The organism is Galactobacillus timonensis, from assembly GCF_900240265.1.
GTDB classification, from domain to species: domain Bacteria; phylum Bacillota_I; class Bacilli_A; order Erysipelotrichales; family Erysipelotrichaceae; genus Bulleidia; species Bulleidia timonensis.
Window position 1 is genome coordinate 2,079,955 of record NZ_LT964739.1, and the last position, 12,520, is coordinate 2,092,474.

A 12,520-nucleotide genomic window follows, 5' to 3' on the forward strand; every position below is an offset into this window, starting at 1 on the left:
CGTGATATTTTCATGAGGGATATTGTGTTGGTTCAGAATCAGGGAGGTTCACACCATGATTGATCAGATTAAAATTCATGTAAAAGCAGGTGACGGCGGCAAAGGCCTGGTCGGCTGGCGTCATGAAAAGTTTTATGCCAATGGCGGACCGTTCGGCGGCGACGGCGGCCGGGGCGGCCATGTTTATGTTGAAGTGGATACCAACGAAACGACGCTCGCCAAGCTTCGCTACACCAAGAGTGTCAAGGCCGGCAATGGCGAACCGGGCAAGATGAAGAAGATGCACGGCGCCGATGGCGAAGATGTGACGCTGCGGGTTCCCCTTGGCACCATGATCCGCAATGCCGCAACCGGAGATCTGCTCGCCGATCTTACCAGGCCCCATCAGATCGTACAGATTGCCCATGGTGGCAAGGGCGGCCTTGGCAACTATCACTTTGCGACTGCCCGCAACGATGCACCGGAATATGCGCAGCCTGGCGAGCCGGGAGAATCTCTGGATCTGATTTTTGAGCTGCGTCTGCTGGCGGATGCGGGGCTGATCGGCTTCCCTTCGGTGGGAAAGTCGACGTTCCTTTCGGCTGCCACCAATGCGCGTCCGGCCATCGCTGCCTATCCCTTTACAACCCTGGAGCCGAACATCGGCGTCGTGGAACTGAAGGATGGCCGCAGCTTTGTGCTGGCCGATATGCCGGGTCTGATTGAAGGAGCTGCCGAAGGCAGGGGGCTTGGTGATACCTTCCTTCGCCATATCCGCCGCTGCCGCGTGCTGATTCATGTGCTTGACATGAGTGGTGAGCAGGGGGATCCGCTGGAGGACTATGCCATCATCAACAAGGAGCTTGGCTCCTATGATGCTTCGCTGCTCGAAAAGCCGCAGATCGTCGTCGCCAACAAGATGGACATGGACGGGGCGGAAGATTATCTCAGGATGTTCAAGGAAGCCCATCCGGATCTGAAGGTGTTTGAGACAAGCACCCAGCTTCATAAGGGCATCGAGGCCGTTCTCAATGAAGCGGAGGTTCAGATCACCAGGGCACGGGAAGCGGAACAGGCAGCCCTCAAGGAACAGGAACAGGTTGTTGTCTACCGCTATGAACCGAAGCGGCCTGACTTTACGATTGAAAATCTTGGCAACCGCAAGTGGAAGGTCGTCTCGGAGAAGGTGGATCGTCTGGCGGATACCGTCGACTTTAACAAGGAGAACGATGTCTTTGCCTTTGCGGCTACCCTTACAAAGATGGGCATCGACAAGGCACTGGCCGAAGCCGGGGCTCGCGATGGGGATCAGGTCATTGTCGGCAGCTATGTCATGGACTACAACAAGTAGGATAGACCTATGATTGCGTTTATTAAGGGAACCATCGCTGCCATCGGGGCGGACTGGGTTGTCATTGAAAACAACGGGATGGGATGGCAGGTTGCCTACCCCCATTGTGATCGGGTTCATCTCAAGGATGAGGTTCAGATCTTTACCTATCTGAACTATTCGGATGTGGATCTGAGTCTTTACGGTTTTGAAAGCAGCGAAGAAAAGGAGCTGTTTCAGCGCCTGATTTCGGTCAAGGGCCTTGGCCCCAAAACAGCCATGGGCATGCTGGCGAAAGCAGGCACCGAAAAAATCATTCAGGCTGTGGAAACCGGCGATGTTTCGGCTTTGAAAAAAGTGCCGGGCATCGGAGCCAAGACGGCGAGCCAGATTGTTCTCGATCTCAAGGGCAAGCTTGTTCCGGTTGCTCAGAAGAATACGAAGGCCGATACCGTAACGTATCCGCCGGAAATCGAAGAAGCTCTGCAGGGATTGCGCAATCTGGGCTGGAAGGGCAGTGAGATCAGCGATGCGGCTGCCTATCTCAGCTCACTTGGACTCCATACGACCCAGGAATATCTCAAGGCCGGCCTGCAGTATCTGAATAAAAAGCGGACAGGAGGAATGTAAATGGACAGCGGCGATGAAAATATCATGTCTGTACTGCCTGAGGCAGGGGACAACGAAGAAACCATTCGTCCCCAGACTCTGGATGATTATGTCGGTCAGGAAGAGCTGAAGAACAATCTTCGTATTTTCATTCAGGCCGCTCTGCAGAGAAACGAATCTCTGGACCATGTCCTTCTCTACGGTCCTCCGGGACTGGGCAAGACGACGCTTGCCTACATTCTTGCCAATGAGATGCATGCCCATATCCGTACCGCCAGCGGACCATCGATCATGAAAGCCGGTGATCTTGCTTCGGTACTTTCGGTGCTGGAGCCGGGGGATGTACTGTTCATTGATGAGATTCACCGTCTTCCCCGTCAGGTGGAAGAAGTGCTGTATCCGGCGATGGAGGATTTCTGCCTGGATGTTATGGTCGGCAGTGAAGGCAGTTCACGGTCCGTGCGTCTCGATCTGCCGCCGTTTACGCTTGTCGGTGCAACGACGCGCTATGGCGATCTCTCTTCGCCTTTGCGGGACCGTTTCGGCATCGTGTCGAAGCTTGATTATTATACGGTCGAGCAGCTGTCCAAGATTGTGACCCGTTCGGCGCGGGTGATGAATGCGGAAATTGATCCGGATGCGGTTGTTGAAATCGCGCGGCGTTCCCGCGGTACGCCGCGGATTGCCAATCGTCTGCTGCGGCGGATCCGCGACTTTGCCCAGGTACTCAGCGGCGGCCGGATTACGAAGGAAATTGCCGCCCAGGCGCTTGATCGTCTCCATGTGGATGCGCTGGGGCTTGATGAAGTTGATCTTCGGTATCTCCATGGCATCATTGATCGGTTCCATGGCGGTCCGGTCGGGCTGGAGGCTTTGGCCAATGCGATCAGCGAAGAAGCTGTGACGCTGGAGGATGTCTATGAGCCCTACCTGATCCAGATCGGCTTTATCAACCGGACGGCACGGGGCCGTGTTGCAACAAAGGAAGCCTACGAGCATCTTGGCATCGAAGGTTCCTTCCAGAATACATTGTTCTAGGCACGCTCCTGTTCACGATCTTTCAGTGAAAGAGCAGCTGCCTGCTGAATCGTGCCGGCGGAAAAGAAGGCGTCGGCAGAGTCATGATCATAGGCCAGCGGCATGCGGTCATGAATCTCTGCGGCTTTTCCTGAAGCTGCCTGGGTCAGGATGACAAAGCTCAGACGGCCATCGGCTTCTCTGTGAAGCAGGCCGCCCAGGCCGATCGTTCCACGCTGATGTAGAAAGAGATATCGGGTATGGTCGGCTGACCATTCATAGTAGCCGCCGGCATAGACCAGGCAGCGCCGGCAGCCCTGAAAGAAGGGGCTGGAATCGGCGGTCTCGGCGCGGGCATTGATGATGAGACGGGCACTGCGTGAGGCAAAGCCCCAGCGGGCAAGGGTTGTATGGTAGCGGCCGCTGATGTCTCTGGTAAAAAGAAAGGCGGTCTGGCCGGGTGCGATTTCGCCGCGCTGCAGCAGCGTCAGTTCCTTGTTTGTGAGATGGTTCTTTGCCTGATCAATCAGTTTCTGAAAGTCTGGATTTGCGTTAACATCAAAGCTGTATCTTCCGCACATGGTTTCAGTTTAGCAAAGTATGTCGAAAAAGAGTCTGAAGAAAAACCCGCGTTCCCAGCTGGCCCGGATGTACCGGCGTCTTTATTTCTTTTCCTTCGGCGTTTTTCTGGGCATTTTCGGAGTCGGGGCACTTGTTCTTTCCATTGTCAATCTGATTCTTGAGACGCGGCCGACGCTGCGGATTGTGCAGTATGCGGCATTGATCATCGCTGATTTCTTCTGGTCGGGATCGCTTGTCAGTAGGCGCTTTTCCAGTTTTCTGAGGAAAAATTATGAGGCGCCGTCCCTGGATCAGCGCTCGACGGGAGAAATCGTATTTGAAAACGAAGAGGAAGACCCATATAATACCAGCAGAGCTAAGAAGCGGAATAAGTAGCTTTCTTCCAGGCAGCAAGAGAGAACGGTTATCCGGTGAAAGACCGTCTGTTCGATGAAAGTGAAGTCCTCCGTGAGCCGCTGCAGTGAATTCATCAGTAGCTGCGGCCGTATCGGCACGTTACGCCTTTGAGAAGCAAGCAAGGTGGTACCACGCAAGTTCCGGCGTCCTTGAGAGGGGACGCCTTTTTATTTGCTGGATTTGACAGGAGAATGAAGATGAAGAAAGAACTCGCCGCAAAGTACGATCATAAGGCTGTGGAAGACGGCCGTTATGACAAGTGGGTCAGGGCCGGCTATTTCACGGCCGGGGACAAATCCAAAGACCCGTTTACAATTGTCATTCCTCCTCCCAATGTGACCGGGATTCTGCACCTTGGTCATGCCTGGGACAATACGCTGCAGGATATCATCTGCCGCTATAAGCGGATGAAGGGCTATGATGTTCTGTATCTGCCGGGCATGGATCATGCCGGCATTGCGACGCAGGCAAAGGTTGATGCCCGCCTGAAGTCGGAAGGTATTTCACGCTATGACATCGGCCGTGAAAAGTTCCTCGACCGCGCCTGGGAGTGGAAGGAAGAATACGCCGCTACGATCCGGAAGCAATGGGCAAAGCTCGGCAACAGTCTTGATTATTCAAGAGAGCGCTTCACTATGGATGAAGGCTTCAACAAGGCGGTCCGCCATGTCTTTGTGACGCTGTACAACGAGGGGCTGATCTACCGTGGATGGCGGATCATCAACTGGGATCCGGAAGCGCGTACCGCCCTCAGCAACATTGAAGTCATCTACCAGGAAGATCCGGGCAAGATGTACTACATGAACTATGAGACGGTTGAAGATCATGAACATTTCATCGTCGCAACAACCCGTCCGGAGACGATGTTCGGCGATGTGTGCATCGTCGTCAACCCCAACGATGAGAAGCGCAAGCATCTGATCGGCAAGCACTGCATCAATCCGGCCAACGGCCAGCAGCTTCCGATCATCGGCGATGACTATATCGATATGGATTTCGGTACGGCCATCATGAAGTGTACGCCGGCTCACGATCCCAACGACTTTGCGATTGCGGAGCGTCACGGTCTTGACAAGCCCATCTGCATGAATCCGGACGGAACGATGAATGAGATCTGCGGTAAGTATGCAGGCATGGACCGCTATGCGTGCCGCGATGCACTGGTTGAGGATTTCACGCAGCGCGGCGTCATGGATCATATTGAAAACATTACGCATCAGGTTGGCCATTCGGAGCGTACACACTGCGTCGTGGAGCCGTATCTTTCCCAGCAGTGGTTCGTGAAGATGAAGCCGCTGGCCCAGGATGTGCTGGATCATCAGAAGGATCCGGATTCGCGGATCAACTTCTATCCGGAGCGCTTCAACAAGACCTTTACACAGTGGCTTGAGAACATCGAGGACTGGTGCATATCGCGTCAGCTCTGGTGGGGGCACCGCATTCCTGCATGGTATAACAAGACGACGGGTGAGACCTACGTTGGCGAAGAGGGGCCCAAGGATCCGGAGAACTGGACGCAGGATGAGGATGTTCTGGATACCTGGTTTTCTTCGGCACTGTGGCCGTTTGCGACGCTGGGATGGCCTGAGGAAACCGATGATTACAAGCGCTACTATCCGACAAGCACGATGGTGACCGGCTATGACATCATCTTCTTCTGGGTTGCGCGCATGGCGTTCCAGGGCCGTCACTTTACGAAGGAGCGTCCGTTCAAGGATGTTCTGATCCATGGTCTGATCCGCGATTCGCAGGGCCGCAAGATGTCCAAGTCGCTGGGCAACGGAATTGATCCGATGCAGGTCATTGATCAGTACGGTGTGGATGCGCTGCGTTTCTTCCTGGCGACCAACTCGACGCCGGGGCAGGATATGCGCTACATTCCGGAAAAGGTGGAGGCTGCCTGGAACTTCATTAATAAACTTTGGAATGCGAGCCGCTTTGTGCTGATGAATCTTGATGAGGACATGAAGCCGGAAGATGTGGACCTTTCGCATCTTTCAGAGGCGGATGCCTGGATTCTGGCGCGTCTCAATACGGTTCTTGATCATTTCAACGAGAACATGGAGAAGTATGAGTTTGCGCTGGTCGGCAACGAGCTGTACAGCTTCGTCTGGGATGATTTCTGCAGCTGGTACATTGAAATGAGCAAGGCGTCGCTGCAGAGTTCGGACGAAGAAGTGCGCAAGGCCGCAAAGAGTACGCTCTTTGTGATGCTCAATGCGATCGTTCGTCTGCTCCATCCGTTCATGCCGTTTGTGACGGAGGAGATCTATCTGGCTCTGCCGCATGAAAAGGAATCGATCTGTCTGGAAACCTGGCCTGAGAAGGTGGCAGGTGTTCCGATGAGGCACATTGCGGAGATGGATCGTGTGGTTTCGGTAATTTCGAAGCTGCGTGAGCTGAAGAATGACAATGGTCTGAAGCCTTCGCGCCGTCTGTCCTTCATTCTGAAGGATCTCGATGGAAATGTGATTCCGGTTGAGGAAAATCAGAAGGCGATGATTGACCGTATGGCGAAGAGTGACTGGGTCGATCATCTGGATGGTGATCTGACGGTTGCGACGGTTACGGGCGGAAGTATTTATATTCCTTCGCAGGAGCTTCTCGATGTTGAGGAAGAGAAGAAGAAGCTGACCAGTGAGCGTGTGCGTCTGGAAGGTGAGGTTGCCCGTTCGACGAAGATTCTTTCCAATCCCGGTTTCCTTGCCAAGGCGCCGGCGGCCAAGGTTGAGGCGGAGAAGGCAAAGCTGGCTGACTATGAGAAGCAGCTGGCGGTTGTCATTGCCCGTTTTGAAGCCATTGCCAAATAAAAGCATGCTATAATCGGCCAGAGAGGTATCGGGCGAAGAATGAGAGGAAGAAGGGAAACGTCTAAGTATAGCAACGGGTCCGTTTCTTCCTTTTTTTCGGAAAGGAGAATTCATGTCTGACAGGGAAAATAAGAAGCACTCGTTTCTGAGAACGATCGGTACGGTTGCGGCAGCGGGGACGGCGGCCTATGGCGGTCTTTCGTGGCATCTGTTCAATAAGCTGTTTGATCTGGAACGGAATACGCTGCATTCCGTCAGTCTGCGTCAGGACGGGGATGAGGAGGCTGTGAACCGGTGGCTGGTGCAGGCGAAGCGGACGGATGCGTATCTGCAGTCGTTTGATGGGCTGACGCTGCATGCCATTGTGATCACCAATCATTCGGAAGGTCATCGCTGGGTTCTTCTGGCCCACGGCTTCGGGCAGAGTGCGATGGATATGGCCGGGTACATGCTGGAAGCCGACAAACGGGGCTACAACATTCTTGCCATTGATCAAAGAGGATGCGGCGGCAGCCGTGGCCGTTATTGCGGGATGGGCTGGCTGGAGCACTACGATGTGATCAGCTGGTGCAGCTGGCTTTGTGAGCATGACAGTGACTGTGAGATTGCTTTGATCGGCGTGGATATTGGTGCCAATGCCGTCATGAATGCGGCGGGCGATTATCTGAGTCCGCATGTGAAGTGCGGCGTTGAGGACGGGGGCTGCAGCGATCTGAAGGAGGAGCTGCTGTATCTTCTGAAGAGTGAACCCGATCTTCCGAGCGGTGCCTTCATTGTCGGCATTGACTTCTTCGTGAAGCATCTGCTGCATTTCTCGATCTATGAGTATTCGACGCGGCGGCAGCTTCTGACGGCAAGGATTCCTCTGCTGTTTATTCACGGCAATCAGGATGCGTTTGTTCCTGCAAGCATGGCGATTGCGTGCAGCGATGCCTGCAGTTCCAGGAAGGAACTGGCGCTGTATGATCAGTGCGGCCACAATGAGGCAGTTCGGCAGCCGGATTACTTCGATAAGGTGTTCGGTTTCATCGAAACCGCGTTTTAATCAAGGTTTGGTGCCATCCGATTCTTGTTTCTTGAAAATCGGTAGCATATAATCATTACGGTAATTTTATAGGGAGGCTGTATGGCTAAGAAGTATGTCTATAAGTTCTCCGAAGGAAACGGCTCGATGCGTGAGCTGCTCGGCGGCAAAGGTGCAAACCTTGCTGAGATGAGCAACCTGGGCATGCCGGTTCCGTCGGGCTTTACCATCACGACTGAAGCGTGCATTCGCTACTACGATGATGGTCTCAAGATTGCGCCGGAGATTCAGACGCAGATCGATAAGTATACGGCATGGCTTCAGAAGGCAACCGGCAAGAAGCTGGGCGATCTGAAGAATCCGCTGCTTGTTTCGGTCCGTTCCGGTGCGCGTGCTTCGATGCCGGGCATGATGGACACGATCCTGAACCTGGGCATGAACGACGAAGTTGTAAAGGTTGTTGAGGAGAAGACGCAGAACAAGCGTTTCGCTTACGATTCCTATCGCCGTTTCATCCAGATGTTCGGTGATGTCGTTATGGGACTCAACAAGTCCAAGTTCGAGGAACTGATTGATGCCATGAAGGAAAAGAAGGGCGTCAAGCAGGATGTCGATCTCGATGCGGATGATATGGTTGAGCTGACGAAGCAGTTCAAGGCATTCTATAAGAAGAATCTGGGCGAGGACTTCCCGCAGGATCCGCTGGTTCAGCTGAACCGTGCAATCATGGCTGTCTTCCGTTCCTGGAACAACGAGCGTGCTATCTATTATAGACGGATGAACGATATTCCTGATTCCTGGGGAACCGCTGTATCGGTCATGGAAATGGTCTTCGGAAACATGGGCAATGACTGTGGTACCGGTGTTGCCTTCTCGCGCAACCCTGCTACAGGTGAGAACAAGCTGTTCGGTGAGTTCCTGATGAACGCACAGGGCGAGGATGTCGTTGCCGGTATCCGTACGCCGCAGCCGATTGCTGAGCTCAAGAAGACGATGCCGGGCGCTTACGCTGACTTCGCCCGTATCTCCAAGACACTGGAGAATCATTACCATGATCTGCAGGATATGGAGTTTACGATTGAGCATGGCAAGCTGTTCATGCTGCAGTGCCGCAATGGTAAGAGAACGGCAAACGCTGCTCTGAAGATCGCGGTTGACATGGTCAAGGAAGGCCTGATCACGAAGGATGAGGCTCTGCTCAAGGTTGAGCCGAAGCAGCTCGATGACCTTCTGCATCCGACCTTCGATAAGGCAAGCCTGAAGGAAAAGGCCGGCGATGTAATCGCCAAGGGTCTGGCTGCTGCTCCGGGTGCTGGATGCGGTGCAATCGTGTTCAACGCCAAGGATGCTGAGGCACAGGCTGCTGCCGGCAAGAAGGTTGTTCTGGTTCGTCTTGAGACGTCGCCGGAAGACATTGCGGGTATGCATGTTTCCCAGGCGATCGTTACGGTTCGCGGCGGCATGACGTCGCATGCGGCTGTTGTCGCCCGTGGTATGGGTGCATGCTGTGTATCCGGCTGCGGTGAAATCAAGGTTGATGAAGCCGGAAAGAAGTTCACGGTGAACGGTGAGACCTTCAACGAAGGTGACATTATCTCCGTTGATGGTAATACGGGCCTTGTTTACAAGGGAGAGGTTAAGAGTGTTCCGGCTACAATTTCCGGAAACTTCGCTACCTTCATGAAGTGGGCTGATGAGCGTCGTACGATGAAGATCCGTACCAATGCGGATACGCCGGAAGATGCTGCTCGTGCAGTTGAGTTCGGTGCGGAAGGTGTTGGTCTGGTTCGTACGGAGCACATGTTCTTCAACTCCAAGGAGCGCATTGAGGCAATCCGTATGCTCTGCGTATCCCGTACTCCGGAGCAGCGTCAGAAGGCTCTCGATCTTCTTGAACCGTACCAGACAGAGGACTTCGAAGGCATCTTCGAGGCTATGAAGGGCCGCAGCGTTACGATTCGTCTGCTGGATCCGCCTCTGCATGAGTTCCTGCCGCAGACGGATGAGGCAATCAAGGAAGTTGCTGATAAGATGGGCATCTCCGTTGAAGATGTCAAGGCTGCGGATGTTGAGCTGAAGGAATTCAACCCGATGATGGGTCATCGTGGATGCCGTCTGGATGTTACGTATCCGGAGATCGGTGTCATGCAGACGCGTGCCATCATCAATGCTGCCATCAATGTAAACAAGAAACATCCTCGCTGGCACCTGGAGCCGGAAATCATGGTTCCGCTGGTTGGTGAGAAGAAGGAGCTCGATTATGTCGCTGACATCATCCGTAAGACTGCGGATGAGACGATCGCTGCTGCCAAGGTCAAGATGGTCTACCACATTGGTACGATGATCGAAGTTCCGCGCGGCGCTATCAATGCCGGTGAACTGGCTGAAACGGCTGAGTTCTTCTCCTTCGGAACGAACGACCTGACGCAGATGACATTCGGCTTCTCGCGTGATGATGCGGGCAAGTTCCTGAAGTCCTACTATGATAAGCACATCTATGATTCCGATCCGTTCGCTCATATCGACGTAAACGGTGTCGGCAAGCTGGTGCGCTGGGCTGCTGAGCACGGTCGTGCAACACGGAAGGATATCCATCTGGGTGTCTGCGGTGAGCACGGCGGCGATCCGGCTTCCATCGAGTTCTTCCAGACCCTTGGTCTTGACTACGTTTCCTGCTCGCCGTTCCGTGTACCGCTGGCTCGTCTGGCTGCTGCACAGGCTGCGATCAAGGTTGACGCTGCCAAGAAGGCTGAAAAGGCTGCTGTCAAGAAGACAACAGTTAAGAAGGCCGCTGCCAAGAAGCCTGCTGCTAAGAAGGCTGCTTCCAGAAAGAAGTAATCGTCATCACAAAAGCATTCCTGCAATAACAGGAGTGCTTTTTTTTCTGGCGATCTAAATTTATCTGGGGAGGCCTCGAAATCGAAGTGAAATAACCTGGGGTCTCGGGGCACCCCAAAAAGGTTTATCCGCCATGAAGCCGTCTGGTAAAACAGGCGGTTTTTCTTATGGAAACGAAAAGGAGACGGGCCCGTTAAGGCTGCGTCTCCAGCAGTTCTTCGTATTCGTCCAGAAACATCTCGCAACAGATGGCGATGTGGGCAAGCATCTCGTCTGTACTCAAGGCATACAGGATCCTGTTGTTCGTATGGTCGTGCTGCTTCAGCTCACTTTCAATGCCGCGCATTAATCGCTGCGCTGAGCGGCACATTCGGTTCATGGAACGAATGCGGGCCTGCAGATATTGTTCTGCTTCTTTGCCATACAAACGGGCTCCTTCTGCAGTGATCCATGCCTGTTCGGGACTCAGGGGCTGAAAGCTGGTTGAAGTCATTGCTTAACCTTCTTTGGCGGAATGACAGGATTCAACATTGGCTTGGAGCTCTTTCTGAGCACATAGAGGCAGCGGCTGCGGAACCTGTCCCAGTTGGTATATCCGTTGGCTGCTTTCTTGATCGTCTTGATGATTGAGTTCCGGTTCTCCATCAATCCGTTATTCAGTTTTATGTCGGACACTACCACCTGGCCTGTGTCCTTATCGACTGTATGACGCTGCTTTACGACGATGAAGGAGTTGATAATCTCCTCTCTCCAGCTGATCAGGGTGCGGGAGAACTCTTTCATTTCCGGAATACCACTGGCTGCGAAGGACTGAATCAGTTTGTTCAGCTCCTGGGGAGCAGTATCGTAAGTGCAGTTGTCATAGAAGTCCACAACGTCATCCTTGAGGTCCCATGCCTTTTTCAAATCGGGATGAACGGCTTCGATCATGGCTTTAATTTCGTAATAATTGAGGAACCGGTTCAGCTTGCGGTTCATTTTCCTTGGATGGCCGGGATCGAACAGCTTTTTACCATCTTTGTCTCTGGCGTCCAGCCGCTTGAATATCATCCAGTTGAATGTCTTCAGCAGATAATACTCGTTGGTTTGTGTTTTTGTGCCTTCAATATATTTTGGAGTCCGCTTCATTACTCTGATCCGGACGCTGTCAGCCTTTCTGGAGAGCTCCTGGCTGACATGATAATGGTCAACGGAATGATAGGCCTTAGGGAACAGCTGACGTATGATGGCGCGGTATTCACTATACATGTCCGTGGCAATCATTTTGACGCGCTTTCGCTCTTCCACTGGGATTTTGAGAAAGTAGCTGAGCAGATAATCTTTTCTTCTGCTTGGCAGGATATCCACCGGCTCCTGTGACTCAAAGTCGAGAATAACGAACACATATTTTGAGTTCTCTCCCGGATGATAAAATGCGTAGTTCTCATCCCAGCACATCAATGTGGGCAGAGGTCTTCGCGCCTCCTTTACGTGGGCATCGAAGACGGAGGCAGCGGTTGTGGGAGAGATGTGATACCGCTTAGCGACGGAAGCGAAGGTCTCGGTCTGAATCTTCAAATCGTTCAGAATGTTTTCAACCGTGAGGGCGGAGATGTGCTGCTTCCTGAAACAGAATGGATTGTTCTCATAGTACGTTCGATGACAGACAGGACAGATGTACCTGCGGGCATGATAGAAGATGGTGCACTCACGATCAGTAAAGACGCCGTGGCTTATCTTCTTGTCAATGTAGTCCTTAACCCTTGGCAGGGTACAGCCGCAATCGGGACAAGGCGGATGATCCGGCCGCAGTAAAACATGGACAGACGCACTGCCATTGTCATTATGGAAGATGACATTCTCCACACTGCCTGTATCGAGGTTAAAGAATTCAAGAATGGCCTGTTTATCAGATTGTTCGGACATAGATCTTCTCCTTTGAGCCCAGCATAGGGG

The 12,520-nt window shown here is 53.1% G+C and carries 10 protein-coding genes and 1 other annotated feature; of the genes, 7 read left to right on the forward strand and 3 right to left on the reverse strand.

Features of this window, described 5'->3' with window-relative positions:
- The first annotated feature begins 55 nt into the window (after positions 1–55).
- Genes obgE through ruvB form a run of 3 tightly spaced genes read left to right on the forward strand, consistent with a single transcriptional unit; the run spans position 56 to position 2,956 of the window.
- A complete protein-coding gene (gene obgE, locus C1714_RS09865) occupies positions 56–1,330 on the forward strand; it encodes a GTPase ObgE (protein WP_102343007.1) in 1,275 nt (424 codons plus the stop codon).
- A gap of 9 nt (positions 1,331–1,339) precedes the next feature.
- Positions 1,340–1,939, forward strand: a complete 600-nt coding sequence (ruvA, locus tag C1714_RS09870; protein WP_102343008.1) for a Holliday junction branch migration protein RuvA — start codon at positions 1,340–1,342, stop codon at positions 1,937–1,939.
- Positions 1,940–2,956 carry a Holliday junction branch migration DNA helicase RuvB gene (ruvB, locus tag C1714_RS09875; RefSeq protein WP_102343009.1) on the forward strand — a complete coding sequence of 339 codons (1,017 nt, stop codon included), beginning with the start codon at positions 1,940–1,942 and terminating at the stop codon, positions 2,954–2,956. It abuts the gene before it with no gap.
- On the opposite strand, the gene C1714_RS09880 is transcribed toward ruvB, so the two are convergent.
- Positions 2,953–3,516 (reverse strand): SOS response-associated peptidase, encoded by a 564-nt coding sequence (locus C1714_RS09880; RefSeq protein WP_102343010.1) that lies wholly within the window; start codon positions 3,514–3,516, stop codon positions 2,953–2,955. The genes ruvB and C1714_RS09880 overlap by 4 nt on opposite strands.
- Before the next feature lie 19 nt (positions 3,517–3,535).
- Between C1714_RS09880 and C1714_RS09885 the strand changes: the two genes are divergently transcribed.
- From C1714_RS09885 to ppdK, 4 genes are all read left to right on the forward strand, one after another.
- Entirely contained in the window at positions 3,536–3,892 is a 357-nt protein-coding gene (locus C1714_RS09885) for a hypothetical protein (protein WP_102343011.1), read from the forward strand.
- Positions 3,866–4,067: a binding site (T-box leader), on the forward strand. (Overlaps the previous gene by 27 nt.)
- 43 nt (positions 4,068–4,110) lie before the next feature.
- Complete coding sequence (locus C1714_RS09890; protein ID WP_102343012.1) at positions 4,111–6,723, forward strand: valine--tRNA ligase; 2,613 nt, start codon at positions 4,111–4,113, stop codon at positions 6,721–6,723.
- A gap of 112 nt (positions 6,724–6,835) precedes the next feature.
- A complete protein-coding gene (locus C1714_RS09895; RefSeq protein ID WP_102343013.1) occupies positions 6,836–7,768 on the forward strand; it encodes an alpha/beta hydrolase in 933 nt (310 codons plus the stop codon).
- Positions 7,769–7,849: 81 nt separating this feature from the next.
- Positions 7,850–10,585 (forward strand): pyruvate, phosphate dikinase, encoded by a 2,736-nt coding sequence (ppdK, locus tag C1714_RS09900; protein ID WP_102343014.1) that lies wholly within the window; start codon positions 7,850–7,852, stop codon positions 10,583–10,585.
- A gap of 193 nt (positions 10,586–10,778) precedes the next feature.
- Here the strand turns inward: ppdK and C1714_RS09905 are convergent, their stop codons facing one another.
- Positions 10,779–11,078 carry a hypothetical protein gene (locus C1714_RS09905; RefSeq protein WP_102343015.1) on the reverse strand — a complete coding sequence of 100 codons (300 nt, stop codon included), beginning with the start codon at positions 11,076–11,078 and terminating at the stop codon, positions 10,779–10,781.
- The gene (locus C1714_RS09910; RefSeq protein WP_167850012.1) at positions 11,075–12,490 is read right to left on the reverse strand and encodes an ISL3 family transposase; all 1,416 of its coding nucleotides are present in this window, start codon (positions 12,488–12,490) and stop codon (positions 11,075–11,077) included. Before C1714_RS09910 ends, C1714_RS09905 begins: the two co-directional genes overlap by 4 nt.
- Positions 12,491–12,520 lie beyond the last annotated feature (30 nt).